Origin of the sequence: Paenibacillus sp. HJGM_3 (genome assembly GCF_045062745.1) — a bacterium.
Classification (GTDB): Bacteria; Bacillota; Bacilli; order Paenibacillales; family NBRC-103111; genus Paenibacillus_AA.
This window is the reverse complement of record NZ_JBJGED010000001.1, coordinates 148818-175718: the sequence shown is the minus strand read 5'-3', so window position 1 is coordinate 175718 and position 26901 is coordinate 148818. Positions and strand designations below refer to the sequence as shown.

29 protein-coding genes are annotated in these 26901 nt (G+C 46.1%); 20 read left to right on the top strand and 9 right to left on the bottom strand.

Going from position 1 to position 26901, the window contains the following annotated elements:
- Positions 1 to 60: 60 nt before the first annotated feature.
- Positions 61 to 2616 carry a PEP/pyruvate-binding domain-containing protein gene (locus tag ACI5FR_RS00735; protein ID WP_405448980.1) on the bottom strand — a complete coding sequence of 852 codons (2556 nt, stop codon included), beginning with the start codon at positions 2614 to 2616 and terminating at the stop codon, positions 61 to 63.
- Positions 2617 to 3305: 689 nt separating this feature from the next.
- Between ACI5FR_RS00735 and ACI5FR_RS00730 the strand changes: the two genes are divergently transcribed.
- Together ACI5FR_RS00730 and ACI5FR_RS00725 are read left to right on the top strand one after the other, a co-directional pair.
- A complete protein-coding gene (locus ACI5FR_RS00730; RefSeq protein ID WP_405448978.1) occupies positions 3306 to 4013 on the top strand; it encodes an aspartate/glutamate racemase family protein in 708 nt (235 codons plus the stop codon).
- A 158-nt stretch (positions 4014 to 4171) separates the two neighbouring features.
- A complete protein-coding gene (locus tag ACI5FR_RS00725; RefSeq protein WP_405448975.1) occupies positions 4172 to 4708 on the top strand; it encodes a dihydrofolate reductase family protein in 537 nt (178 codons plus the stop codon).
- Between the two features lie 80 nt (positions 4709 to 4788).
- On the opposite strand, the gene ACI5FR_RS00720 is transcribed toward ACI5FR_RS00725, so the two are convergent.
- A complete protein-coding gene (locus ACI5FR_RS00720) occupies positions 4789 to 5058 on the bottom strand; it encodes a zinc ribbon domain-containing protein (protein ID WP_405448972.1) in 270 nt (89 codons plus the stop codon).
- A gap of 76 nt (positions 5059 to 5134) precedes the next feature.
- Entirely contained in the window at positions 5135 to 6037 is a 903-nt protein-coding gene (locus ACI5FR_RS00715) for a helix-turn-helix transcriptional regulator (RefSeq protein WP_405448971.1), read from the bottom strand.
- A gap of 678 nt (positions 6038 to 6715) precedes the next feature.
- On the opposite strand from ACI5FR_RS00715, the gene ACI5FR_RS00710 reads away from it, so the two are divergent.
- Complete coding sequence (locus ACI5FR_RS00710; protein ID WP_405448969.1) at positions 6716 to 7654, top strand: carbon-nitrogen hydrolase family protein; 939 nt, start codon at positions 6716 to 6718, stop codon at positions 7652 to 7654.
- Between the two features lie 117 nt (positions 7655 to 7771).
- Here ACI5FR_RS00710 and ACI5FR_RS00705 read toward each other — a convergent pair whose 3' ends face one another.
- On the bottom strand, positions 7772 to 8473 hold the full coding sequence (locus ACI5FR_RS00705; RefSeq protein ID WP_405448966.1) for a MerR family DNA-binding transcriptional regulator: 702 nt from the start codon (positions 8471 to 8473) through the stop codon (positions 7772 to 7774).
- 249 nt (positions 8474 to 8722) lie between these two features.
- Between ACI5FR_RS00705 and ACI5FR_RS00700 the strand changes: the two genes are divergently transcribed.
- Entirely contained in the window at positions 8723 to 9121 is a 399-nt protein-coding gene (locus ACI5FR_RS00700; RefSeq protein ID WP_405448964.1) for a DUF6022 family protein, read from the top strand.
- Positions 9122 to 9385: 264 nt separating this feature from the next.
- Positions 9386 to 10804, top strand: a complete 1419-nt coding sequence (locus ACI5FR_RS00695) for a serine hydrolase (RefSeq protein ID WP_405448961.1) — start codon at positions 9386 to 9388, stop codon at positions 10802 to 10804.
- A 443-nt stretch (positions 10805 to 11247) separates the two neighbouring features.
- Here ACI5FR_RS00695 and ACI5FR_RS00690 read toward each other — a convergent pair whose 3' ends face one another.
- Positions 11248 to 11955: a metal-dependent hydrolase gene (locus ACI5FR_RS00690; protein WP_405448958.1), complete on the bottom strand. Its 708-nt coding sequence runs from the start codon at positions 11953 to 11955 to the stop codon at positions 11248 to 11250.
- A 321-nt stretch (positions 11956 to 12276) separates the two neighbouring features.
- Between ACI5FR_RS00690 and ACI5FR_RS00685 the strand changes: the two genes are divergently transcribed.
- The 7 genes from ACI5FR_RS00685 (at position 12277) to ACI5FR_RS00655 (ending at position 16378) form a co-directional block, all read left to right on the top strand.
- Positions 12277 to 12477: a cold-shock protein gene (locus ACI5FR_RS00685; protein ID WP_405448956.1), complete on the top strand. Its 201-nt coding sequence runs from the start codon at positions 12277 to 12279 to the stop codon at positions 12475 to 12477.
- A gap of 235 nt (positions 12478 to 12712) precedes the next feature.
- The gene (locus tag ACI5FR_RS00680) at positions 12713 to 12982 is read left to right on the top strand and encodes a hypothetical protein (RefSeq protein WP_405448953.1); all 270 of its coding nucleotides are present in this window, start codon (positions 12713 to 12715) and stop codon (positions 12980 to 12982) included.
- Positions 12983 to 13101: 119 nt separating this feature from the next.
- Positions 13102 to 13548, top strand: a complete 447-nt coding sequence (locus ACI5FR_RS00675) for a VOC family protein (RefSeq protein ID WP_405448951.1) — start codon at positions 13102 to 13104, stop codon at positions 13546 to 13548.
- A gap of 265 nt (positions 13549 to 13813) precedes the next feature.
- Entirely contained in the window at positions 13814 to 14221 is a 408-nt protein-coding gene (locus ACI5FR_RS00670) for a VOC family protein (protein ID WP_405448949.1), read from the top strand.
- A 216-nt stretch (positions 14222 to 14437) separates the two neighbouring features.
- Positions 14438 to 14902 (top strand): VOC family protein, encoded by a 465-nt coding sequence (locus ACI5FR_RS00665; protein ID WP_405448947.1) that lies wholly within the window; start codon positions 14438 to 14440, stop codon positions 14900 to 14902.
- A gap of 324 nt (positions 14903 to 15226) precedes the next feature.
- On the top strand, positions 15227 to 15874 hold the full coding sequence (locus tag ACI5FR_RS00660) for an RNA polymerase sigma factor (RefSeq protein ID WP_405448944.1): 648 nt from the start codon (positions 15227 to 15229) through the stop codon (positions 15872 to 15874).
- Positions 15875 to 15895: 21 nt separating this feature from the next.
- Positions 15896 to 16378 carry a GyrI-like domain-containing protein gene (locus ACI5FR_RS00655; RefSeq protein WP_405448942.1) on the top strand — a complete coding sequence of 161 codons (483 nt, stop codon included), beginning with the start codon at positions 15896 to 15898 and terminating at the stop codon, positions 16376 to 16378.
- Between the two features lie 179 nt (positions 16379 to 16557).
- Here ACI5FR_RS00655 and ACI5FR_RS00650 read toward each other — a convergent pair whose 3' ends face one another.
- Positions 16558 to 17241 carry a DUF1796 family putative cysteine peptidase gene (locus tag ACI5FR_RS00650; protein WP_405448940.1) on the bottom strand — a complete coding sequence of 228 codons (684 nt, stop codon included), beginning with the start codon at positions 17239 to 17241 and terminating at the stop codon, positions 16558 to 16560.
- Positions 17242 to 17511: 270 nt separating this feature from the next.
- On the opposite strand from ACI5FR_RS00650, the gene ACI5FR_RS00645 reads away from it, so the two are divergent.
- The 7 genes from ACI5FR_RS00645 (at position 17512) to ACI5FR_RS00615 (ending at position 23883) form a co-directional block, all read left to right on the top strand.
- A complete protein-coding gene (locus ACI5FR_RS00645) occupies positions 17512 to 18093 on the top strand; it encodes a P-loop nucleotide/nucleoside kinase family protein (RefSeq protein ID WP_405448937.1) in 582 nt (193 codons plus the stop codon).
- 829 nt (positions 18094 to 18922) lie between these two features.
- Positions 18923 to 20077 carry a DUF418 domain-containing protein gene (locus tag ACI5FR_RS00640; RefSeq protein WP_405449783.1) on the top strand — a complete coding sequence of 385 codons (1155 nt, stop codon included), beginning with the start codon at positions 18923 to 18925 and terminating at the stop codon, positions 20075 to 20077.
- Positions 20078 to 20102: 25 nt separating this feature from the next.
- Positions 20103 to 21215, top strand: coding sequence for a sensor histidine kinase (locus tag ACI5FR_RS00635; protein WP_405448934.1), 1113 nt, complete (start codon positions 20103 to 20105; stop codon positions 21213 to 21215).
- A gap of 4 nt (positions 21216 to 21219) precedes the next feature.
- Positions 21220 to 21828, top strand: coding sequence for a response regulator (locus ACI5FR_RS00630; RefSeq protein WP_405448931.1), 609 nt, complete (start codon positions 21220 to 21222; stop codon positions 21826 to 21828).
- 249 nt (positions 21829 to 22077) lie between these two features.
- Positions 22078 to 22269, top strand: coding sequence for a RidA family protein (locus ACI5FR_RS00625; RefSeq protein WP_405448928.1), 192 nt, complete (start codon positions 22078 to 22080; stop codon positions 22267 to 22269).
- A gap of 407 nt (positions 22270 to 22676) precedes the next feature.
- Complete coding sequence (locus tag ACI5FR_RS00620) at positions 22677 to 23021, top strand: VOC family protein (protein WP_405448925.1); 345 nt, start codon at positions 22677 to 22679, stop codon at positions 23019 to 23021.
- A gap of 55 nt (positions 23022 to 23076) precedes the next feature.
- Positions 23077 to 23883: a class I SAM-dependent methyltransferase gene (locus ACI5FR_RS00615; RefSeq protein WP_405448922.1), complete on the top strand. Its 807-nt coding sequence runs from the start codon at positions 23077 to 23079 to the stop codon at positions 23881 to 23883.
- 96 nt (positions 23884 to 23979) lie between these two features.
- Here the strand turns inward: ACI5FR_RS00615 and ACI5FR_RS00610 are convergent, their stop codons facing one another.
- Genes ACI5FR_RS00610 through ACI5FR_RS00600 form a run of 3 tightly spaced genes read right to left on the bottom strand, consistent with a single transcriptional unit; the run spans position 23980 to position 26616 of the window.
- Positions 23980 to 24987: an ABC transporter ATP-binding protein gene (locus tag ACI5FR_RS00610; protein WP_405448919.1), complete on the bottom strand. Its 1008-nt coding sequence runs from the start codon at positions 24985 to 24987 to the stop codon at positions 23980 to 23982.
- A 30-nt stretch (positions 24988 to 25017) separates the two neighbouring features.
- A complete protein-coding gene (locus ACI5FR_RS00605; RefSeq protein WP_405448918.1) occupies positions 25018 to 25818 on the bottom strand; it encodes an ABC transporter permease in 801 nt (266 codons plus the stop codon).
- Positions 25819 to 25824: 6 nt separating this feature from the next.
- Complete coding sequence (locus ACI5FR_RS00600) at positions 25825 to 26616, bottom strand: ABC transporter permease (RefSeq protein WP_405448916.1); 792 nt, start codon at positions 26614 to 26616, stop codon at positions 25825 to 25827.
- A 141-nt stretch (positions 26617 to 26757) separates the two neighbouring features.
- On the opposite strand from ACI5FR_RS00600, the gene ACI5FR_RS00595 reads away from it, so the two are divergent.
- Positions 26758 to 26895: a hypothetical protein gene (locus ACI5FR_RS00595; protein WP_405448913.1), complete on the top strand. Its 138-nt coding sequence runs from the start codon at positions 26758 to 26760 to the stop codon at positions 26893 to 26895.
- Positions 26896 to 26901 lie beyond the last annotated feature (6 nt).

The window sequence follows — 26901 nt, the reverse complement described above, 5'->3', positions numbered from 1 at the left end:
AGCACAACAAAAAAAAGCAACCCCGAACGGCCACGACACCGCGGAGGTTGCTTTTATTGTTCAACCGGGAATGCAGATTAACCTCTGGGTGACGATATCCGAGAAAACTTCCATTCCATCCGTTGCGGCGATATGGATGACATCGGTGAATTGTTCACTCATTGGCAGAATGGAGGCTAATAAGTTCTCGCGTTCTAAAATGACTTCCGGATTGTAAACCACGTCCTTCCGTCCTGCGAAAATGGCCGCATAAAAAATACCCGTCTCCACCAAATCCTGAAAGAAGTGGCTGCCATAAGACAATTCGGGCGCCATTCCTCCTTCAGGCGATGCTACCTCGCAGATCACGGACATATGGCTGAGCTCCGTGAAATGTACAGGCACACCAAGCGATGGAGTGGTAGTCCCCCATCTGCCGGGGCCCACCAGCATGGCATTCTTTCCCTTAAGCGCGCTATTGATCTTGCCCACCTGCCTGGCCACCGCGTATTTCCCCTGCTCGTTACGCTCCAAGTAAGTCTTCGCACGTACCAAGACGACATAGTCGATCGGCAGCCGCACATTGCCTCCAATGAATTCGCCTTTTAAAGAGAAGAAGCAATCCCGCACATCCGACAGCTTCGGGAATTCGACCGATTTGCCTAACCCTCGTGTTTGCAGCGGCCGGCATTGCACCAGATTGATGTTAAAGGTGTTGTCCCCCGTGAAATTTGCTGTAAATTCGATATCTACAGGATACTCGTATACCTTGGACAGCAAAGACAGCATATCTCGCATCAGGATAGGAAAATCGGTCCTTCTGAGCAATTGTTGAAAATCAACGATGTATGGAGTCTTTCCGCCCGCGATCCCCAGCTGTCTCAGCCGCTCCTCCGTCCGATAGTCTACCGAAGCAAACAACCCTTTGTTGACCTTTAGATCATGGTGCAAGATTTCATCCGAGCTGACGGTAGCCAACTTATTTTCTTTGAGCGACAAGACATCCACATAATGCTGAGAGAACTTCTTATAGTCTTGAGCGTCCATCAGCGGCAGCCGCGAAGGATCATCCAGGCTCACGATCCGGGCATAATCGCCGACGGTCCGATCCACCGCCCTGGTGCCCAGTCCGAACACCATACGCAGCATCCCGGCATCCATATCGATGTTCTTGTTCCATACGTATAGATTCGATGAATTTCCTACACCTGCGAGATGCGGGAAAAAGAGTTGGTTATAATGGTCCCCGGAAACGCGCTGTACGAGGATGGCCATCTGCTCGTCCTTCTCCGCGAGTCCCCGGTTCATTCGATACGTGATGGCATCTTCGCTCATCGTGCTGGCATATACGATTCGGATCGCTTGCTCGAAGGCTTCACAGCGCTCCTCCAGGGTTCCCTGGTTCACGCAGAACACACTCTCGTATTTCCCGGCAAAGGCGTTTCCGAAGTTATCCTCCAGCAAGGAGCTGGAACGCACAATAATGGGAGACTGACCGTAATATTCCAACACCTGGATAAACTTTTCCCTAATATTATCCGGAAATTTCCCGTTCAGCATCTTCTTTTCCAGCTCAGGGGCATATTTAAAATAACCTTCTTTTGTCCTTTGCTTGGTGCGCAGCTTCCACCACCCGTTCTGAACAATATAGGTGTAGAATACATCGGACCCGATATAGAAGGAATCATGGGGCTCCATATAGGGAGCGAACCTTCCCTTCCCGTCGCGTTCGAGAATTTTTCTTGCGATCAGCATCCCGACACTCTTGCCTCCGATAAAGCCGGTGCCTACCTCTCTTGATGCAATCTTCAGAATGTCCGCCAAGGTGAAATACTGATTGCACAGCTCCAACATTTTGGATTCATTGCCGATCAGAATGGACATTAACAGCCTCTTGGTGTTCTCCTTCTGTTCCGGCTCCAATCCAAGCGCTTCTTCCGCGTTCTTAAAGAGAACGTCCCAATAATCGAGCCTCTCCTCCCCGCGGCGGATGCTGGAGAACAGCTTGGTCGCTTCCGCGCTGGCCGTGATGGCCACAGCCTCCTGCCCTTGAATGAGATGCGGGAAATACATCGTCGAGGAATAGCGTTCCCACACCTTTAAGGGATGAATATAGTAATTATGGTCGACTTGATATAGATCCAACAAAACTTGTGTCGTTTCCCGAATCGAAGAAATCGTGCTGTAGGTATGAACATTCCGGATAACCGCAAAATACGCTATGGTTTCCATCTCATATAAGAAGGGGCACATCACCTTGAAAAAATTACCGATCATCAAATCGGAATGCCAGTATTCCAACAAGTCGGTCAGACAGTCGAACACATAGAACGCTCCTCGGCCCTCTTGCCGAACCAGACTGAATAAGTCCATGGCAAAGCTCTCGAAGCCCATCTCCGCGTTCATACGATAAACTTGAAAATCGTCGCTGTGCTCCAGAATCGGCGGATGGCTTCCGAAACGCACATATATCAGCTTTCTCCCGTCCAGCCTAGCCTGAGTCACGTAGGGGTCGACCATAATCCGGTATCCGGATACCGAGTCCACTTGCCACACCACATTGTCGCCTAGCCGAAGATGGTCGATCGCCTGATCAAACTCTCTTAACCCCGTGCTGACCTTTTCCTGCCTATTCAAAACTTAGACCTCCCTCATTCATCACCAAACGGAATTGCCAAGGCTTCATCATCAACATATTCTATCATATTTCCCTTTTAGCCCCGTCGTATTCTTCACCAAAAGGTTGAAGGGCGTATTGACGCTTCTCGCCCCGGCGCCATTCTGGAGTGACATAACGGGTCCGATAAAACGTATGGTAAAATAAGCGTACAAGAACAAAATACATAAGGAGGGCTATTTATCGCTTTAGTTCACGACTTATAATGGATTGGGGACGCCAGACGGTAGGTATGGATATAGCTAATCAAATTTTATTCGCCGTCTGCATGAAAAAGGGATTCAGCAAGCTTTTGCAAATACCCTGGGTATCCAGCATCTTGCATTTGCTGTTGAAGATATTGAAGCCGTTGTTGCCATTAGCGTGAATCGAACGATCAGTAGTGTAGGAGGGGGCTAGTTGATTTTTCAAACTTTAACAAGTCAACTAACTGTGGTATTAACATTTGGATTAGGAGCATTGTTAATTGCTCTATTCCCATTAATAAACAAGGAAAGTCGTATTTTTGCGTGGTTTAGTTTGATAATGGGAAGTATAGTATGGCTTTTATTACTATGGTTTACATTCGGTAATGAGGTAATCCGATATCAAATTATTCATTATGGACTTCATTAAAATCGTTGTTAACAATAAGTGAGGTGATGGGAGATTGAAAACGATAGGCCTTATTGGGGGAATGAGCTGGGAGTCCTCTCTACTCTATTACCAGATTATTAATCAACATGTAAAAAAGAAACTAGGTGGACATCATTCCGCTAAGAGTCTAATGTACTCAGTAGATTTTCAAGAGATTAAGACTTTACAGCATGAGGGGAACTGGTCTGAGGCTACAAGAATAATGATTGAGTCCGCCCAAAAACTTGAAGCGGGTGGTGCAGACTTAATCGTCATTTGCACGAATACCATGCACAAAATGGCACGTGAAGTTGAACAATCGGTATCAATTCCGTTCATTCATATTGCAGACTCTACTGCGAATGAAATAGTTAAAGATGGCATCAAAAAAGTTGCGTTACTAGGAACTGCTTTTACAATGGAACAAAATTTTTATAAGGGTAGGCTCATTGAGAAGTATGGACTTGAGGTAATTGTGCCGAATGAAGTAGATCGGGCGGTTGTGCATGACATCATATATCAAGAACTTTGTCTAGGGGTTATTAAGGAAGAGTCTAAGCAAACTTATTTAAGAATAATCAATGGTCTTATGCAGAATGGAGCGGAAGCAGTTATCTTGGGATGTACAGAAATAACACTACTGATCTCACAAGATGATTGCACCATACCCGTATATGACACAACAAGAATCCATGCTGAAAGTGCCGTTGAATTCGCTTTGGGAGTGGATTTTCAAGGGTAGAGGTGGGGGATAGTTGGGCCAGCGACTGGACACATTAGCAATCCATAAGAAACCGGGCATGCTGTTGGATGATAAAATGTAGACATAAAGGGGCTGCATATGGAACGTGTAATCCTGATAATGAATGTGCGAGAAAACCAGAGAGGAGAGTCAGTCGCATGGCAAAGATCGTTTTCGCATTAAACCAGTCTCTGGACGGGTTCGTCGACCACGACCACCCGGCATTTCAGCCCGACCCCGTGTTATTCCGTCATTTCATCGACGACGTGCGCGGCCTGGCGGGCTGCCTGTACGGGCGCCGCATGTACGAGATCATGCGGTTTTGGGACGGAGACCATATTGAATGGGATGCGCCGGAACGGGAATACGCAGCGGCGTGGCAAAGCAAACCGAAGTGGGTGGTGTCGAGGACGTTAAAGTCCGTCGGTCCGAACGCTTCTCTGATCGAGGGCGACCTCGCAGCGGCCATACGTGGGCTGAAGGCTCAGCATGAAGGGGAGATTGAAGTTGCCGGGCCGGAGTTGGCGCACAGTCTAACGGAGCTTGGTCTCGTTGATGAGTATCGACTCTATCTCCATCCAGTCGTGCTGGGTCACGGCAAACCGTTCTTCGCCGGTCCGCGGCCGCCGCTGCGCCTCGTGGCAAGCGATCGAATTGGCGAGCAAGTGATCAGGTTGACCTACGTTCCAGCTTAGTTGTGCGGTATGAATTTATTACATGAACTATTTGCTTTGTTCATGAAAAAAACGCAGGATTTATTCCTGCGCTTTTTGCTTTATTGATCCCGCCACCTCTTAAGCGTCGGGAACTGCTCGCGCATCATGCTTCTCGCGGTGTCCTCCGTCATTCCCTGCACCGAGGCGACTACGTGCGGGACGCAAGATTCGATCATCTGATCCATATTGACATCGGCGGTGAAGGCCCCATCCTTGTAGCAATACATGCAATAATCCGAGTTCTTGCTCCCGTCAGTGTTCGTTCCGTGCAGCTCAGCATTGCCGTCCGTCGGCATCCCGCAGCTTTGGCAAAATTCCGTATGTCCCATGTTCATCCTCCTAGACGGTCTTGCGACCGGTGATGCCCTTATTGTACGGCCTTTAATGTGACAACTGCGTGTCATATTATGAATAGCGTTCCAATGTTTTTCGCAGCCACACGATTAACATTTCCCGTACGTGAGCCGGCTCCAATACTTCCACATGGGGACCGAACGAGAGGAGATGCCCGTAGACCCAATCGTCGTCCGGATAGGAGACTGTGATTAGGAAGCTTCCATCGGCGTCCTTCGAGATCTCCGGCTCGTCGAACTCGTCGTAAACCCGGAACGCCTGCGAAAAATCAACCTTTAGCCGAAGCGTGACGACTGGGTGCTCCTGCGGACGACTCATGGTAGAAGGCGATTCTGCGGAGGGCAAGGTCCGGTCGAACGTCTCCTCGATGACCTTCAGATTTTTCATCCGAGTCAGCTTGAACGTCCGCATGTCCTGCTTCGATCTGCAGTACGCCCGGACGTACCAGGTCCGGCCCTTGAACCACAGCTGCAGCGGCTCAGCGATCCGGTGAGTTTTCTCACCGTAGCTGCTGTAATAGTCGAAGCTCAGGACCTTCTGGCGGAGGACGGCTTCTTTCACCTGGGCGAATTTGTGCTGCTGCGTGTCGCTCCAGTCGGAGAAATCGATCTCGACCCAATTCGGCGCGTTCGTGCCGAACAAAGCGCTCAGCTTGGATAGCACCTGGTCCGCTTCTGAGAATCCCGTGGCTTGCATTCCCTGAAGCGCGGACAAGATCTCGCCACGCTCCTCCTCCGACAGCACGGATTTGTTTAGCGTGAAGTTGTCCGTCAGGCTGATCCCGCCACCCTTGCCCTTGTTCGTGAAGATCGGAATGCCCGCCTGGCACAGCGTCTCGATGTCGCGGTAGATCGTGCGCTGCGACACCTCGAAGCGCTCAGAGAGTTCTCTTGCGGTAATGTTCTTTTTGTGTAAGAGCAGATATACGATTTCGAATAAACGGCTTATTTGCATGCGCATCACCTGGTTAGATTATATCACGCTGCGTCGGGCGTCGCTTCGCTGCGGCTTTCGGGCTTACTATGCACATTAGCAATCTTTGTCCGCGGGATGGGATAAAGTTCTTGTCATTTTCATGAAGTGCCATCCTTTCTGGCCGGGAGCCGGAATGTCCTTGGTGTACCACAGATTGCTTTCCCCCCTCCAAAGACAAATTTGTTCCACTTTTCGTTAATATTGCTCATATTCAAGCGGGGACAGTTCCATTAAGATGATGCTAACATGGTCATAGTCCTTGCGATCGCGACTGGGAGGGAAGGACATGGGTGAATGGCTCGGCAAATGGCTGCCGCAGAAATCAAGAATCGGTTTTTCTTCAGCTTCGTCCTCTTCGTGGACTTACGTATGGAGGTCCATCGAGCACCTGGGACCGGAGCCGACGACGGAGCAGAAGTTGGACTGCCGTCCGACAATCCGTACGGCCGCAGCGTCTGGCGCTGCGACAACGGGGGGCGGGGATCTGCTGTGCCCGCGGGGAGGAAGCCTCGTTGTCCACGACTTCGATCGACGATTCGATCTACGGGCACCTGCTCGGCTTCGGCGCGGACCAGACCATGGAAGCAGGCGTCTGGTTGACGCTGGAACGCCTGGAAGTGTAAGCGCGGAAAGACTAAACATCGGAGGGATGCATGCGTGTCCAGGTTTGTGAAAATCAGCTGTCTCGGCCCTCAGCCGTTCGCCATCGATTCAGCCGTACCGTTGGAGGAGGCCGTGGAGCGCATGAAGCAGCATTGGGAGCGGGAGCTCGACCGGGTGCTGCCCGACGGGCCGGATCTGATCGTCCTCCCGGAAGCGTGCGACCGGCCGTATTACGAGCCGGTGGAACTCCGCAACTCGTTCTATCGAGTCCGGGGGACCCGCATCCGCGAGATGCTGGCGGAGAAGGCGAGGCAGCATCGCTGCTACATCACGTATTCGGCCCATGTCGAGCTACCGGACGGCACATGGCGCAACGCCGTGCAGTTGCTCGATCGGGACGGGGAGATCTGTGGCGCCTATTACAAAAATCATCTCGTCCCCGTGGAGCATACGGTAGGCGGCTTGCAATACGGAGACGAGGTGCCGATCGTGGAGACCGATTTCGGACGGGTGGCGTTCGCGATCTGCTTCGACCTGAACTTTGAAGAATTGCGTTCGAAGATCGAGCGGCTGAAGCCCGACTTGATCGTGTTCGCCTCGTTGTATCATGGTGGGCTGATGCAGGCGTATTGGGCCTATTCATGCCGGGCGCATTTCGCCGGCGCCGTCGCAGGCCTGCCTTGCACGGTCCTGTCCCCGACCGGCGAGATCGTGGCGACCAGCACGAACTATTATCATTTCCTGACCACAACGGTGAACTTGGACTGTGCCGTCATACACATTGATGACAACGGACGCAAGTTTCCGGCGATAAAGCAGCGCTACGGCGCGAAGATCTCGATCCAGGATCCCGGGCTGCTCGGATCCGTTCTGCTGTCGAGCGAGACCGAGGAGATTACGGTCGAGCAGGTGATCGAAGAGTTCCGGCTCGTCCGGCTGGAGGACTATTTCGGCGGCTGCCTGGAGCATCGCCGAGCTCACGTCGTCCGGTAAAACGATTTTCAAACAAGCCTTCAAAGCTTTCGCGGGAACGCGTCTTTGAAGGCTTGTTTGGCTTGCGGCGAACCTGCGACAATATCGCTACACGATGATCCTTTGCGCGGGCGGCATTTAAATCGGGGCTTTTGACAGTTGAATTAATTTCCACAAATAAGATATCCCGCACATTTGGGACTCGATAGACTTATTTTGATAAGACTGAATTTGTTCAGCCAGCTTCATGATACTCTGCAGATCCGTATGTTCGGCAGCGGCGATAGATTGCTTAAGTTTTACGGTGTCCTCCGAATAAACGGAGCTTTGCAGCACATGGATCAACCTGATTTTTAATAGATGCCCTTTACTGTAATATCGATAACGGTTTTCATCGTCCCGGTCCGCCGTAACATAACCCGCTTGCTCCCAGTAGCGGATCGTCGATTTAGGTACTTTCGTCATCTTAGATACCTCGTTGATGGCGAACCGTTCCTTAGTATTCGGTGATTTATTTTCATTCGATTGTTGCCGAATATCCTCGATTAATCTCTCTAACTTCACTCTTTCCTCATATAAAGCGACTTCCTTTTTTCTAATGGCCCACAGTGCGTCATGCGGCTTGTCATGCTGAAGATCATGAAGCGCTTCGGTAGTTGTCTCCATCCCGAATGCGGGGGCCATGCCTTGAATACATCCTAGGTAAGCTGCATGCAGGTCCGTATACATGCGATGGCCTTTCGCTGATCTTTCCGCGGGAGGGATCAGGCCCTTAGCCTCGTAATTTCGTAAGGTGCTGGCACTAATCATGAATGTTGTCGCCATTTTTTTTGGACGCATCGTCAAGGACCCTCTTCTAAAAATGATCAGGATTAAAGTGCTTTATAAGTTTTCTCGAATAATACTCGACTTTCCTTCTCATTTATCGGAAAACCTTCCAATTGGCTTATATGTTATACAATGGAATTGAGTGTTGAAAAGGAGGCGTAAGTTTATGAGTAAACTATTCTGTCATGACATGACAATTGAAGAAATGTTAATGCGGCCAACCGTTATATTGAGTCCGAGTGGAAGTCCTTATACGAATTCATGCATAAGGACTTGACGGCAGCTTTTGAGGAAATTGAAGATGCGGCCTACGGTCTTTATTTGGAACAGCTTATGCAGGCAATATTTGAACAGTTGGAAAATGCGGGATTTAGCGCGAGTGATGAACTTGAGGAGAATGACTTCGTCATCGCCAATCACTTGATTTTCCGAAACTCCATTGAGAAATGGGGCGCGGAGGATAACAGATCGAGAGTCTTTTGGAACGTGATTCGTGACGGGCGAGGCCATGCGTTAGGTACAATGCTTACGGAGATTCCACACTCCCATCTGAAGTTCGACATTCCTTCGGCACCCGTCATTTATTCGATTCAGGAAGTTTTCAAAGAGCAGATCGTGCAAGGGATCTGGAGCATTAAAGAACCTGAGCTGGACCGGTAACGATTCTACGGCAATGAAATTGCGGGCCGGTGCAACAACCAAAATGGGTTATTCTACCCTACGTGCTACCCCTAAGGGTGCGACAGTCCGTGGTCACCGTGGTCGTCGAGGTCAGACTAGCGGATGGGTTCGCGACACCATAACTGGCTGACCTCATAATATGGGCAGTATAGTTCAATTATAAGTGTTATACTCGTTGTTGTTTGGAGTAAGTAGATGGTAGACTGGGGTCATTAAGCTTACGAGAAGCGAGGAGAAAGATCTATGTCCCAAGAAATTGAAAAAAGGATCGAGAGGATTACAAATAGCTTGCTTCCAGACACTTGTTTTAAGAATGTATATGGAGATGAGGCAACGCTAATTGATCGGATGAAACATTACCACACTCCAGGTGTTTCTATTGCCGTTATTAACAATTTCAAAATTGAATGGGCCCGAGGATTGGGCATCCGTGAAGTGGGAAACCCGGATCCTATCACGGAAAATACTCTTTTTCAAGCCGGATCTATCAGCAAGCCCGTGTTTGCACTAGCTATAATGCAATTGGTGCAGGAGGGGAAATTGAATCTGGATAAAGATGTGAATGAGTACCTCAAGTCCTGGAAAATACCTGCGAACGGGAACTGGCAGCCAAAGGTCACTCTTAGACAATTGCTAAGTCATTCCGCGGGACTCACCGTTCATGGATTTTCTGGTTATGAAGTAACCGATGTAATCCCCTCTGTAATTCAGATTCTTAACGGGCAGCATCCATCAAATACTCCAGCCATTCGAGTAAACCTCATACCGGGACTTCAAAGTCGTTATTCCGGGGGAGGTACTACAGTGGCACAACAGCTCCTTGTAGATTTTTTGAATAAACCCTTTCCCGAAATAATGAATCAGCTACTTTTCGAACCACTTGGCATGACTAACAGTACTTATGAACAGCCATTGGCACTCCGTCTACGCGAATCTGCAGCAACTGCACATCCTTGGAAGAGTCGACCAGTAAACGGCAAGTGGCATGTCTACCCGGAAATGGCGGCTGCCGGTCTCTGGACGACTCCTTCTGATCTTGCTCGTCTAGGCGTTGAACTACAGTTATCATTAAAAAATGAATCGAAGCTCCCAATTTCGGTGGATACACTCAACCAAATGCTGACTGCTCAAGTCGAGGATCACATTGGTCTTGGCTTCTTTTTAGAAGGAAAGGGAGAAAATGCTCGTTTTGGTCATGGTGGGTGGGATGAAGGTTTTGTAGCCCGAATGACTCTTTACAAACACCAAGGTTTTGGAGCCGTGATTATGATCAACTCAAATCAAGGCAGCCCAATGATTTCTGAGATTGAGCGAGCCATCGCTCGAGAATACAGTTGGCCTGAATACTTTCCTGCTGAAAAAGCCGATGTGAGATTGGCACATCATACCTTGGATGAATATGTAGGAGAGTTTTTGATTGCATCTGGTCTCGAAGTCACTATTACAAAGAATGATGATTTTCTTTATTTACAAGTAAAAGGTCAATCACCTATCAAATTATTCCCCGAATCAGAAACGAAATTTTTTACGGAAGCAGTTAATGCCGAGGTAACATTTGAAAAGAACGGCGAGGGGAAAACAACGGCTTTAATCATTCACCAGGAGGGTAAGAAATTCACAGCAAAGCGAAAAAGCGCTCGTGGATTGAACGGAGAACGATAGCTCAATGACGCAGACCACCAGGTAACGGTCCTGCACAAAACAACCCCTCGTCAGTGAACGTGCCAAGGTATTGTCTTTCAAAGGTTTCCACCTGGTTGCGCTGAATGATCTCGATCACCGCGTCACGGGAAGCTCTTTTTGTGTGCCGCTGATCAGCATGGTCGTCAGAGGGGGGAACGCTGAATTTGACGAGCTCCGAGTATTCGTTGCCGATCAGGCTGACTTCGCCGGGCACGTAGATACTGAATTGGCGGAATCCGGCGTTACGAATATAGTCCGGTTTTATTCTACTTGATTTTTAGCGGGATGGACTTGCCATGCGGAATGCTAGATCACAGAAAATCGAGAAGGTAATCTGGAATCATTGAGAGAGTTATTATTCTGCGGGAATCTGTTCTGCTCCAAATGACTAAACCGGCGGTCAACGGCAGCCGGTTATTCATTCAGATATGCAGCTTGATTGATTTTTTGTAAAGGGGATAAAACCATTTCACGCCGCTGGGGGTCAAGGTGTCTGCGAGCAAATGGGAGAAGTAACTAATCACGGAGACGATCATTATTCCTTGGACTTGAAGCTGCTGTTCCAACCCCCAGCCGATACCGCCCCACGCAAGAATCGCCCACACGGTATGAGTCATGCCTCTATGCTTAAGCCATGGTACCCAAGCCACATAGACGCCGAAAGCGATTAACCAGGTCATACTCCAGACCAAGCCTGAATAAATCAATCCGAGTCCGACTAAACTGACCAAAGCATTCCGGATGAAGCCTGCTCTCGCCACGAAACCGAGCAATAGGGTCGAGACGGCAATCACAGCAAAAGTCCGATCAAACGAGTGTTGGAAAAAGTGCATATACAGAACGGTTCCGGTTAAAAAAACGCCAACCCCAAGAACTAAGTTCTGAAGAAGCTTAGAAATGTTACCCAACTTGCTGCTCAGCAGGCTGGGCCCGTCCAGATCCGCACTAAGAGAGGAAAAGGAGGCAACTGCGATATACAACGCAGAGTTAGTTAAACTGAGCGGGTAATAGGCAACGGCTGCCACTCCAATGGCAACCCCGATGGCGAGGTGTGATGTTCCTTTCAAGTTTCCTCCAAAGTTGACTATGAGATAGGCATAGGAAACAAACATATGTTTGCATTTATTCATTATAGCTGCTCAAGCATGAATAGGCAATAGTTGGATTTGCAACCCTGACACTAAATACTACAGTTCGATTGTCGGGTGACAAGAACTTTATCTCATTCCCGACGGTGGACAGGGAGGAGTAGCAACTGATTAAGCTCTACCGGGTAACGATGATTCATAATGTAGGTGGTATTCAGATATAGTTTCACGATCTAAAACTAATTTATTAATATTTATTTTATATGACAAATTCCAACAGATTTTGTGTCTTATATGAGATATACTCGTGAATAGTCCGGCTTTGTTGGGGCATAATGTTTAAACTTTGGAGGTTATTTACTAATGGAAAAGGGTACTGTCAAATGGTTTAATGCGGAAAAAGGTTTTGGCTTCATTCAAAGGGAAAGTGGCGATGATGTATTCGTACATTTTTCTGCTATTCAAGGAGAAGGATTCAAGTCATTGGACGAAGGACAACACGTAGAATTCAATGTTGTTAGAGGCCAACGCGGACCTCAAGCGGAGAACGTTGTAAAACTGTAATACTGACATCCAGCCTGTTCTTGACGATTTGTCAGGAGCAGGCTTTTTATTATCTTTTTGAAGTTTCTTAACTTACGGAGAACAATAGTTCAATCATGACACTACGGCAGCCGGCCCAAAGATCGGTTGCCGTTTCCCGTTGAAGTAACTGGGCAGTTATGCATGGAAAATGCAAGACTGAGTGAATTGGCACTTAAGAATGAGAATATAAACCCAATTTCGGTTGATTATTATAATGCAAAGATCTTTAGAGAAAAAATCCAAGAATCAATTGAAAAGTTTTGTTGCTTTCAATTGGTTGTGGCTTCGATTCATTGAAAAAGAAATATTAGAAATAATAGATTGTGAAGTAGAAAAAGTTACTCAAGAAAACTGGGATGCACAAGTTGAACTAACGGGACAACATAGTTCAGCGATCGAGGGAGCAGTTTGCCGCCGCGGCAGTTGCTTAATAACTTATTATTTCAGTAAGTCAGGTTTGCCATATCATGTGGCATCAAAATAATTGTAAGTCGACTGGTGCGATCATAAAGACATACCGATTAAGGAGGAAAAATAAATCAAAGGAGTTGTAGAACAAATGGAACAATTGAACCTAAACCTTTTCCGTTGCGGAGGAGAACAATGACCTATCAAGCCGAAAAACAAAGTTTTCAGATAGGTTTCTCAAGTATTGCTACCGTTTATATTCCTGTATCGGATTTTTGGAAATCAAAAAAATGGTATGAGAATGTTCTAGGATTAGAATGGTGTGGACACTGCTTCAAATTAGATTCTGGTCCGACGCTCTTTCTTTGCGAAACAAAAGACCATGTAAGACCTAATTTTAATTTTAAGACTAAAGACGGCTACGAAATGTTTGTATTAACCTTCCAAACGAGAAATATTGAACAACTAAATGATTTGCACGCCCATCTGAAAGCAAATGGAGTTGAAATCGAAGAAATCGAAGATAGAGGACTTTGCGGTAACAACTTTAGATTTTATGACCCAGATGGAAATAAGTTTGATGTATGGAATGGAGATTACAAACACGAAACCGATCCCCAATGGGAAGAACCACAAGATTAACTGTTGTTGAACCGTTGCATACAACACCTTACAGTGTGACTAAGTTTACGATTGCAGATCCTGACGGGAACGAACTGGGCTTTGCATACTGAGTCAATCCCCGATAGCTTAGCCACCATATGACGGTAGCCAGCACACGATCGGCTGCCGTTTCCAGTTGAAGTAACGGGAGTTATGTAAAACAAAACATTCACCAAACAAAGGTATTTAAGATGAAATGTGGAACCATTTAGAAATCATAACTTAACTGAGGGAGTGAATAACCTTGGAGAGTGAGATTTATCTTAAGAATTTTCTTCAGGTACGATTAGTTTCGGATTTTGAAAAAGCTAAAACGTATTACCGAGATGTACTTGGCTTCAATGTAGATGGATGGGGACATACCGAACGCGGTAATAATCTTGGCTTTATCCTCCAACAAGCTATAAAGCCTGAAGACGTTCGCCCTAATCCAAAGCCGGATAAACCAACTGGGGATGAGCAAACTATTGGATGGGATTCTTATTTCTATAGTAATTTTGACGGGGTTGGCCAATTGTATAATGAATTTAAGTCAAAGGGAGCGATAATTGCATACGAACCAAGAATTTCACCCATGGGAAATAGTCAGTGGAAACATTTTGCTGTTAAAGATCTGGATGGATATGTCATGGTCTTTGGTGGAAGTAATTAAGCTATAGAGGAACGATAGTTTCATTTCACAAGACAAGCATGAGGCTGCCGGCACTAATCGGCAGCCTCATTAACGTAATGGGTAGTAGAGTTCAATTCAAAAAAAAGGAAATTGTTGCATAATCACGAAATAAAAAATGGGTTGAAAGTCAGGACCGCTTATCTCATGGCATCTTATAAATGATGACTCGAATTATGAGTAGAGAGGAGAAGCAAAATGAGCGAAAAAGTCGAAGAGGTACAGAAAGAAAAGATGAGAGGTAAATTCGGAGGAACGTTTCCTGTCCGTTTAGTTTCAGACTTTAAGAAATCGCAGGAATATTACCGTGATGTACTTGGTTGTGAGATCAGTAATTGGGGACACGTAACACGGGACGATATGACAGTAATTTTACAGCAGGCAGTTTCACCCGATGATGTGCGTCCAAACGCAATATCAAAAAAACGTTCAGATTATCCAACTGACTGGGAGGGTCCGGATCATGGCTGGGACTCTTTTGTACATGTCGAGTGGAATGACTTGGATCTTATAGTTGAAGAAGTACGTAGCAAAGGCGGAATCATTACAGTTGAACCATTTGAGAATTCCCATGGGAGATGGGAATTTAGAAACGCACATCTTTCTGATCTTGATGGGTATAACATTGTGCTAGGCGCAATGCGTGAGCGTGTTCTGGTATGAAATCTTATAACGACAGGAATCGTCCACAGCATCATGTTTACTTATGCAGCTGGTGTAGAACTTACGGGAGTCGATAGCTGAATAAATACACGAAGGCAGCCGGCCAGATCGATCGGCTGCCTTCGTTCACCTAACGGGCAGTTTTCTATAGCTTTATTTACATAAAAAAGGAAACCCGCGTATGTAGGGCGAAGATTAGTGACGGTTAAATTTTGATACTTATTTCGCTTATCTAAATTATTGAATACTACGACTAGCAAAAAAATACTTACACTGCACGTTTTCGTACTTTTTTAGCGTCAGTGTAGTAGAGGGGGAACAAGAATGTATTCGGATGCCCGTACCGAACATAGGGAAACGTTCACAGCCTTGTTTGCATCCTACTACCCGATGGTAAGAGCGGTTGCCTGTCGCATAGTACGGGACGAGCAGACCGCTGAAGATCTCGCGCAGGATGTATTCATTAAGGCTTTAATGAAGCTTGGAACTTTGCGAGAACCCGACAAAATTAAGTCTTGGCTCTTTACGATGACAAAGAGGAGAGCTATCGATTGGATTCGTCAGCAGCAACGGCAGCCCGAGCGGGTATGGACGAATCAAGAATTGTGCGGTCCGATTAAGTTAGAGGATGATTATATCCGAAGAGAGCAGTTACAAGAGGCGCTCTTGACGCTGGATGTTCTTTATCGTCGTGATTTTATATTACATGAATGGCGGGGCTACACAGCAAAAGAAATCAGTCTCATCACACAAGAGTCCTCTAATACGATAGAAAGCCGGATTCGTCGGGCTAGGGGCAAGCTCCGGAATTACCTGGACACGCTCAATGGTCAACGCATTATGGTAAGAGTCATAAAGCCACTTGTATTAAAGCAGCAATTAATTTTACCTAAACAAGCGGACTTTGAAAAGCAACTCGTAAGCCAATCCATTCTTGCCGTGATGCTCCACTTAAGACAGAGCGCCAGTTAATTGAAGAAAGGAACGATTCAGATGTCAAACAAACCAAAAGAGATTTCGATCAACCGTATCGAACTTCCTGAAATCATGTTTATTGGTTTACCAGTGAATGTATCATTTAAGCATGGAGATTTTAGTAAGATCGGACAGGTCAAGGAAGCTTTCATGCAGAGGCGGTCAGAGATTCCTAATATCGCGGATCCAGAGCATTTTTATGCACCATGGTACAACTGTGAGGTCATGTTTACTTATTTCTATTGCATGCAGGTCAATGGTCTGGAGCAAATTCCGGAAGGGATGATGGGGTTTGCTGTACCGGCTCATCATTATTTGCTGGCGCAGTATGATGGCGAATATCCCTTCAATCCAGATCCTTATGCAGAACTGCAAAGGTATCGGGAGGTGAACGATTTGCGACACGACAAGTCAGCAATGGTTATCGAGAAATATGCCTTTACCAATGAAGGGTTGGACGGTCGACTTGTCGTAGATGTTTACGGTCCTATCGAGCCCTAATTATACTCTCTTTAGTTCAAAAATGATTCAACTAAACCCGAGGGACGGGCACGATAGTTCAAGTCAAATAGGGCGAGGCTGCCGAACGATTCGGCAACCTCGCTGTGCTAACGGGAGATTTGTTCAGTAATGATAGGCAATCTATTTGACCAATATTTCTTATTGGATGGTATCCGACGTCAGGTTGAAGTGCTGAAGGACGGACACGAATGTTCGGGTCGGTGTGCAGATTCAACTAAGGAGGGAGCTTTTAATTTGAAGCCGTTCATACACGTATCCCAGGCTTGGTTCAAACCCGTCCAGTCTTCTCCTTTCGGCAGCAGCACTGAGTTAATTCCATCCAGCCCCCAATCCTCGTAAATCACGTCTTTGCGATCCTCCTGGTGGTTATTCACGATCAAAAGCTGGGATTCACCATGCATCAGCGTCTTTAATGCTGCGTGCAGCTTCTGTGCTTCCTTTCTTTTCGTTTGGGTTCTTATAAAGAGAATCGGTTGATCATGAATCGTTTTCAAAAATCGGTCTACGCGGCGGTTGAGCGTTTCTTTAAACGCGGGATAAGCTTCCTCCCATTGTCCCGCATAAAGAGGAAAATCATGAAAAGATACGACGTGATTTGTGCTATCTTTTACAACAAAGCAATCATTGGTGAAGCCAATGAGCTCTAGCTGGCTAAATTCCATAAATCCATTGAAACGATGATCGATCAAGCGTACCAATCCGCCGATCGAATCGGAAACAAACCAATCTAAGGGGCCTGCATATTTTCGTAAGCCCAGTCTTTTGAGTTGAAATGCCGTTTCGCATGTCGAACCCAGACTAATGCACGCCTCATAACTTCCTATGGAATCGTGCCATTTCATTACTTTCACTCCCGTCTCAAGAACCGATCTTCTCCACAGTGACGATCAGAATTAAAGTATGCAAATATCAAAGTAGCGCTTGGGCGAACATACGCCGTATGGCGAACGTCCTTGCATGACAAACAACTGGCTTACAAGTATGGCGCTAACGGGACAAGCAGCACCCAACTCTAATTCCGTCAAACACCGGAGTTATCAAGAATTTGCTTATACCTTTTTGAGCTATCGGGACACGTTAGTTGAACAAATGATTGGAGCGAAGCTGCCGGCATGAATCGGCTGCTTCATACGGGGACGAGATTGTCATATGCTTTTCACCAAAAATCAGTCTATCTTATCTCAGGTCCACTCGGTGTAGGGAAATCGACCGTCTCCAAGACACTGGCCAACGCGATGAACCAATGTGCGTTGATTGAAGGTGATCTCCTTCTTCATGTCTACCGAGGAGAGAACGAACCGCCCTGGGAGGAACGACTTCGGCTGGCTTGGCTTAATATCGCTGCGGTGACGCGGAATTTTCTTCTGGACGGTCTAGACGTGGTTATCGATTTCGTCGTCGAAGACGAATTGCAGTGGTTTTTTGACCAACTATCGGATCTCGAAGCGACTCTCCACTATGTTGTGCTGCACGCGGAACCGGACACACTTACCGCTCGACTCCAACAGAGAGGAGATATGCAATATATCCACCGTTCGCTCTTTCTTCGGAACAAGTTGATGGCGTCACCGAACAATGAGCCATTCCTGTTGGACACAGATCGTAAGCAGTCGGATGAACTTGCTGAGGAAATCATAAAAAATTCGAGGTTTCGGATTCATGATGAAGTGAGAAAATTATCTTGCGACAATTGAGGTAACGGGCACTATAGCTCAATCAAACATGACGGCAGCGGGCACTCGATCGGCTGCCGTTGTTCATTGAGCGAAAGGGCAGGATACGGGTTATGATGCGTGATCTAAGTATTTCGAATTATATTGATGAAATAAAATGTGTGACCAGTACCAAGCGAATGCGCAATGATGGTTTTGATATCCTACGATCGAAAATAAGCAAGTAAGAGATTACGTTAATCATTACGTATCCAGACTTACGATCTGATCATACGCCGGTTGTATTAACATCGCCAGTATGCGGCGATGTTTTTTATGTCCCGCGGGAATGGGATAAAGTTCATGTCATTTATGACATCAAGTTCTTGTCAACCGACAACTGTCGGATGACAAGAACATTATCTCATTAAAGGCCGCGTAAATCGCGGCTTTTTGCGTTTTGGGATAAAGTTCATGTCAAAATTGAATGACAAGAACTTGATCCCATTCCCGACGAAGTCATCCGATGAATCAAATCGTGTTATCGCTACAACGGGTGGTATTAAACTAATCGGCAGATTCCTAACGGAATCACGGATCCGTATGCGAGTTGCTGCTGCTGGTAATCGGCAGGATTACGTCGAAGACCAAGTAGTCAGATGTGGACAGGATCGGTTTGATTTTTACATGATTTAAAGTGAAATCCAATAAATGCGTATTCTCGGTTTATTGGAGAATGTGATCGATGAAACATTCAACCAAGCCTTAATATGACACTGTCATAATAAGTGACTGACTGCTGTGAATATCGCCCGTTCCGGTTCAGAGCTAAGATAAAGATACGAAAGGAACGGAAGGGATGATGGACGTTATGATTGGAAATGGCAGCAGATTACGTTTGTTGGATATTTTAAGAGGCTTTGCTATTTTGGGAACACTTGGAACAAATATTTGGATCTTTGCTCATATGGGAGACTTCAATTATGTATTCACCTTTAACCAATATGAGTGGTGGGACTTGCAACAATTTATAAGAGTATTTGTTTTGTTCTTGGTCAATGGGAAGCTGCTTGGCTTGCTCACGATTATGTTCGGGATCGGACTTGTAATGAAGTACCAGCAGGCCTTAAGAAGAGGGAACGCATGGCCTGGGGTCTATATATGGACGTCTTTTATTCTTATCGCAGAGGGGTTTATTCATTTCACCCTAGTTATGGAATATGATATTTTGATGAGCTATGGCATTACGGCAATCATTACCGCTTTTATTATAAAAGGCGGAGATCGTGCCATTCGAAGAGCGATGATGATCGTTGGCGGACTGCATGGGGCTATTATGTTGCTTATTTTGTGTTTCGGAATCTATCTCGCCGCAATCGGAGCGCATATATCTTTAGGAGAGGTACAAGGAACAGTGTTATTATATAAGGACGGCAGTTGGATTCAACAGGTAGGTTTTCGGCTTACCCATTTTATCATATTGCGGTCAGAGGCATTATTTGTGATACCGATGAACATTTTCCTGTTTCTGCTAGGTATACGTATGATGAGGTCTGGTTTTTTTGCTTCTGATGATGATGGCAAAAGGAAACGGGAAAAGCTTCTTCACATAGGATTGAGCGTGGGCATTCCGCTTAATTTGCTTATTTTTGTGCCTGGAGGCTACTTTGATTTTCCAGTGCGCTATTTATTTGCGCCGATTCTATCTCTTGGATATATCGGGTTAATCGCGAAGCTGGTAGAAGCAAATAGGAAGTTATGGCTGTGGAGCAAGCTTGAACAGGTAGGCAAGATGTCACTCAGCAGCTATGTGATGCAAAATGTCATTTCTGCAGTTATTTTTTATGGATGGGGTTTCGGATTAGGCGGCAAGGTGAATTCGGTAACCATTGTATTGATCTGGATGGCGATATGTTATTTTCAACTGATCTTTGCTTCACTATGGCTGAAACGATATAAGTACGGTCCAATGGAATCAGCGCGAAGATTCACTTCAGGTCTCATAGAAAAATCAAAAACTGATTGACGAACGGATAAGGTGTGTATGAACGATGTTGAAAAAAATGTATCCCGCAGATCAGATCGAAAAATATCTTATTATTGATGTTTTTGCGGTTTCCTTTTTAATTTATCAAGTTTTCATTGTAAATAGCTCCGTCCATCTCGTGTTGAAGGTAATAGTCTTCCCGCTGTTGCTCGTCTCCCACTATGCTGGATTGTGGTATCGGGACTGGCGTCTGCTCATGGCCAGTCTCGCAGGGACCTCCCTGCTTGTGGCGCTTGCTATTTACATCGACAGTTGGGTTTTGATGTATGGATTTGTTTTTGCTGATTTGCTTGGAAGAGCCAATCGGAAGGCAGTTATGATTACTGGGATGGCTGGAATTGTGGCTGCGTTTATTGTAAATGGTTGGATAAATGAGGGCAGCCCATTTGCTTTTTTTTCAACGATGTATTTGCCAATTATGATATCTCAGTTGGCAACAACGATCGTAGTTTTTACGAGAGAAAAGGAGAATATCTTAAAAGAAAAGCTGGCAATCGCCAATGCCCAACTTGAACGGTATATTCAAGAGGAGGAACGAAACCGGATTGCAAGGGATCTTCATGACACACTCGGCCAGACGCTAACGATGATAAAACTGAAAAGCGAGTTAACGATGAGATTGGTGGAGAATAGCCCGGAAAAGGCGAAGCATGAGCTGCATGATATTTTGAACACCTCAAGGTATGCGTTAAAGCAGGTAAGGGAGCTTGTCACCGACATGAAATTTGTTTCCCTTAAGAAAGAAATGGAGCTATCAAAGGATATTTTACAAAAAGCTGGCATTGAATTGGTCACGAAGGATGATGGGTCCTTGAATCCCTTATCCAATGTTGCTGAAACGATGGCGGCACTTTCCGTTAGAGAGGCCATTACCAATATTATTAAACATAGCGAAGCCAAACAATGTACGATTACACAATACATAGAGTCTGAATATTACTGTATTCAAGTGAGCGATAACGGGAATGGCCGCTTGAGACAAGGAGAAGGAAACGGTTTTCAGTCAATGAAGGAACGAATGGCTATGCTGCAGGGAGATACTCAAATAACGGCCAGCCCAGACAAAGGAACGGTCATTACGTTTAAGGTTCCACTAATGAGCAACGGGAGAGGGTAGCAGGGTGATACGTATACTTATTGCAGAAGATCAAAAATTGCTTCGAGGGACTTTATCGGCTTTATTATCCCTGGAGGGTGACATTGAGGTCGTTGCGGAGGCAGAGAATGGGCAGGAGGCATGGGAAGCTATTGGGCATTATGAGCCGGACGTGTGCTTGCTTGACATCGAGATCCCGTTTCTTTCAGGACTTGAAATTGCAGAGAAACTCAGGCAAGAAAGAAGTTCCTCGAAAATCATCATCGTCACCACATTCGCTCGTCCCGGTTTTTTACAAAAAGCAATGGAATTGAAGGTAGAAGGATACTTATTGAAAGATGAACCGATTGAATTTTTAATCCATTCCATACGCAAGGTGATGGCTGGCGAGCGAGTGGTTAGCACTGATTTGGCAGCGGTTCTTTTCCTGAAGGAAGAAAATCCCCTGACCGAAAGGGAAACGGCTGTATTGCGTTTGTCCAAGCAGGGACTGTCGACTAAGGAAATAGCTAAGCAATTATTTCTAACCGATGGAACAGTTCGGAACTATTTGTCTATAGCGATTCAAAAGCTGGGGGTAGAGACCAGGCAGCAGGCGACTGAAAAAGCGCATGAACGCGGGTGGATTTCATAAAAACAAAATAAAGAGCCCTTTCCTCGGACTTTGACGGAAAGGGTGATAAAGATGAAATTCGTTGGGGGCTTACGGGAGTATAGCTCGGAACTTTGCTTCTCAAGCTGGGCGATTAACGGGCAGAATAGCAGAATGAAAAGGAAGCTAATTAAGGAGGTTTGAGCTTTGTAACGAATTAAGTCATGATCCGAGAGAAGGGAGTTAATGCATTATGAAAGAGTACTTTGGGATAGATGAATCACAAACCTCTTGAACCAAGCTGGAGCAGAGATGTCTGATGTAGTTAAAGTCACATTAGTGATAAGCGATGACCAATACTACCCTTTAATAAATGAAATATATAAGGAGTACATCTCATATCCATATCCGACAAGGACAATCATAATCAGTCAGTTTGAATTTTTCGTCCAGGTAGACGCAATTGCATTTATTGAAAACTGACCTAATGGTATGAATAAAACCCGTGAATTTTCCGGAGATATAATGATCTCGAAAGAGGGAATTGAATTGGATCAGGAAAATTTGACCTGATCGAGCGCCCAAGAAACGTGAAAAGGGTTTTTTGAAGCCTTAGTGTCGAAGGAATTTTTCAATCTGTACCATGCAGGATTGTTTCGTGTTGAGGAACTAAATGAAATTAGGGAAAATGTTTACTAAGTTCGTTCTAACGGAGAACGATAGATCAATCCCCATATGACTGCAGCCGGTACCGATCGGGTGCCGTTTATCGTTAAAGTAAATAGAAGGAACCTATCACATCATGTCGAAAATATTTACAGGAAATTGCAGTAAGAGGAATTTATCAAACATTCAACAGATTGAAATTGACGCAGGAGGAAGATTGTGAAATGAAGACTGTATTGACTCATGTGAGAATAAATGTATCTGACGTAACAAAAGCGGCAAAATGGTATGAGGAAGTATTGGGGTTTGAAGTTTCTGTAAGATACCCTGAAGATAACCCCTATTACATTGGTTTCGAATCAAGAGGTGGTGCTGATTTTTCAATTCAACAAGATGAAAGTTATCCTTCAAAGGGGAGGCTTAATTTCCAAGTAGCGAACCTGGAGAAACTTTGGGATATGTTAAAAGATAAAGTAACTGTTGTTGAAGCGTTGTATACAACACCTTACAGTGTGACTAAGTTTACGATTGCAGTTCCAGACGGGAACGAACTGAGCTTTATGTACTGAAGTCAAGCCCCTTTACGTTTGGGCTCATATTTTTATATTTGGGGATGGTGCCTGCATGGACAAAAATTCTGTTTCTAGAACAAATATAATAGGCGGTAGTGAGGTTGTCGCCATCTCGGTCGACATGGATAAGAGTGTTATTCATGAAACAAATAGCTTATTTTGGGATACAAAAGGAAATGACGTTCTAGGAGCAACCTCACTTCCTCTTTACGGAGCATTTGTCTCAGAAGAAAACTGCCGACTTTTTGGCGATGTCTCAGGAAAAAAGATGCTGGAAATAGGATGTGGAAGCGGTCATTCTTTGCAATATTTGGGGGAACGCAAAGCAGCTGAACTATGGGGGATGGATATATCAGAAAACCAAATCGAAAAGACAAAGCAACATTTGACGGAGTGCGGTCTTTCGGCAAAGTTAATCTGTTCTCCCATGGAAGAAGAATGTGGCATACCAGAGGATTATTTTGACTTTGTTTATTCGGTTTATGCAATAGGTTGGACAACCGACCTTGAGGGTACATTTCACCGGATTTCTTCATACCTAAAAAAAGGTGGCGCCTTTATTTTCAGTTGGTCCCACCCTATACACAAATGCGTTGTTGAAGAGAATAATACTTTTGTTTTTAAAAAATGTTATTTCGATGAATCCTGGTATTCGTCATCTCTTGACGAAAGTACGCTAACATTATCAGACCGTACACTATCAACCTATGTGAATGCGTTGGCAAAGGCAGGCTTTCTAATTGAACAAATGATTGAGCAGTCTGATGATGAAATTATCCAATCGCGGGGTAGCAGCAAATTTGCAAAAAAAGCAAAGATGCTGCCTGTAACTTTTGTAATCAAAGCAAGAAAACTATAGGATCCGATAGCTTGACATAAGCCACCCATCGCACTTCGGTGGGATGGGTGGCTTTTCTATTTGATTGGAGTCCAGCCTTTTTCTGAGTATGGATTATTATTCAGCCTTTCGTAAGGAGGTACCCGATGTCCCCCCATAAATCTCTTTGATAATTTCCTCAATGTTCGGCTCCTTCAACTGCAAATCGAGTACCCGGTAGTGCTGGGTCACCCATGAGATCGCGTCGCCCACCGAGATCTCTTCGTGCCGGAACAAAATTTGTTTGCGCTGCCCCTCTTCCTTAACCAGCTGCAAGCGATTATCGCCAAGCCGGATCGGGGTATCATCCGACAGCACAACCGAAAGCAGGTGACCTTGGCTGAATTGTGCCTTGAAGCTAGCTAACGTGCCGTCGTAAATAATGCTCCCGCGGTCGATCAACACGATCCGGTCGCAAATCTGTTCGATATCGTCCATGTCGTGGGTCGTCAGCAGTACGGTTGTCCCTTTATCCCGATTGACCTCACGTATAAAGGTCCGGATCTTGCTCTTGGCGATGACATCAAGTCCGATGGTGGGCTCGTCCAAATAGACGATCTTGGGATCATGCAGCAGGGCGACGGCGAGCTCGGCGCGCATTTTTTGCCCCAAGCTCAGCTGACGAACCGGGCGGGACAGAAACTCTCCCATTTCGAGGAGCTCCACGTAGAAGTCCACGTTTCGTTTGAAAACGTCCGAGGGGATGTGGAACATTTTTTGGTACAGCTCGAACGTATCGAGCATGGGTAAATCCCAGTACAGCTGGGAGCGCTGACCGAATACAACCCCGATGTGCATCGCATTCGATTTGCGATCTTCATAAGGGATCCGTCCGTCTACTCGAATAGTGCCGGAGGACGGAGTAAGAATACCCGAGAGCATTTTGATCGTGGTGGATTTGCCGGCACCATTCGGCCCAATATAACCGATCAGCTCCCCAGGCTCAACGGTAAGGGAAATATGCTCGACAGCCTGTTTCGTTTCATATTCCCGGTGAACCAGCGATTTCAATGTGTTCCAGAAGCCGGTAGTCCGCTTCGCTACTTTAAACTGTTTGGATACGTCGTTCATCTCGATAATAGGCAACGCACATTGCTCCTTTCTTTGCGAATCGAATCAGGACCCGGTGCTGCGGTAATGTTTGAGGCCAAACCTCCAGAACCGGTAGGCAAGCAGGAATAACAGCAAACCGACGAGAGGAGCTGCATATTGGAAGGACGGGTGGAACAACAGGAAATCGTCTTTTCCCAAAAAATATTGAGCCGGGTAAAAGTTGATAAAGGCAAAAGGCAGGATGAGGGTCAACAGCACTTGGATAAAGCTATTGTAGGCCGAAAGCGGATACCGGATAAACCCTTTGAAGTCCCACATCAATCTTGAAAGACTGCTGCTCTGCGTAATCCAAAAGGCCGGAACGGCTGCAAAAACGAAGGCGGCTGCTTGAATCATCGCTCCGCCCAATATTACGGCGATTAAAAAGAGCAGATCGATCCAATCGAGTCCTAAATCCAGCTTGGCGAAAGCGAGCCCCATAACGATAACGGCAACACCCAGGTTACTGAAATATCCGGTGCTGAACTCTCGGCTCAGCAAGTAAAGAAACGGATTCATCGGTTTGGTCAGCATCTCGTCGAACTCTCCGGATTGGATGCGGCGCGGCAGGTAAACAAACGGATGATAAAAGAAAAAGCCGGCAAGCGCATAGGAGGATAGATTGAGACCGAACAGCAGCAACACCTCGTAGCTGCTCCAGCCCGCTATCGTCTTGAAGCGGTCGATCAAGATCCATAGAACGAACACTTCAACGGCCCACATTAACGTTTTGGAAAAGGTGATGATTAGAAAGGAACTGCGATAATCGGCCATCGCCTTCAGTTTGATTTTGACGAATTGCCAGTACAGCGGCATGTGGTTCATATGGTGTCACCCCCCATGAATGTCGATTTCGTCCTGAGACTTGGACCACATCCATTGCTCTAGCCCCCACAAGGCGGCCAGCCACAGCAGCTGAAGTCCAAGAACACCCCATGATTGCGGAATCGATAGCCTGCCTAGGAAGATCGAGATCGGTTGGAAGGTTACGAGGTGAAACGGCAAACATTTGGCAACGGTATACAGCCATTCGGGATAAAACCAAAGCGGCACGAACGTACCGGCAAACAGCTCGAAGGCGGCTCCCGTAATGGCGTTAATGAACCAGGACGTTTTCAGCCAGATGGCAAGCAGGCCGAATAAGTAGTTAATCTGATTCATCACCAGCAGCCCGAGCATCAAACTTACGAGGAACAGGGCTACCCGCAGCGGATTGTCAGGAAAATGAAACCCCCACAGCAGGACCGCTAGCAGCGTTGCCGGCATTGTGCTGAAGAGCAGGGCAAACGCATTTTCCCCCAACTGGTTCGCCAGGTAATAGCCCTTAAACGTGATTGGCCGAATCAAATCAATGCTGATGGAGCCGTCCGCCACCCGTTCTCCGATCTTCTGTCCCATATTGGAGTGAATCAATGATGCAACAAGCGTATTGATGACGATAAAATTGATCATATCCTCGAAGGTAATGCCGTTCACCGCGGTTTTGCCGCTATACAGCGCTCTCCAGGCGCTGACTAAGACAAATAAACCGAGCCAGGCGCTTAGGATCGTAATATACGAGTTGATCCGGTAGACGAAGCGCTGTTGAAATGACTTGACCACAAAGGTCCAATAAACCGACATTTTATTCCCCCTAAATAAAACGCTGCCGTGCCTGCGATCCAGTCAATCCGCCGCTTTGGGTTTTCCATATTGTAACAATCTAAACGAAAGGCTGTCTATTTATATTTTCAAGATCTGTTCGGATGAAGAGGGGGAGTTGAAATGATCAACGAGATCGAGATCAGAGAATTAACGATTTCCGAAATAGATCAAGCTTACGAGGTGTTCAGGCATTCCATTCCGCTGCCTTTGAGCAAGAAGGTTTGGTGGCGCACACAGAAGAGATCCGGCAAGAGCTAGAAAGCA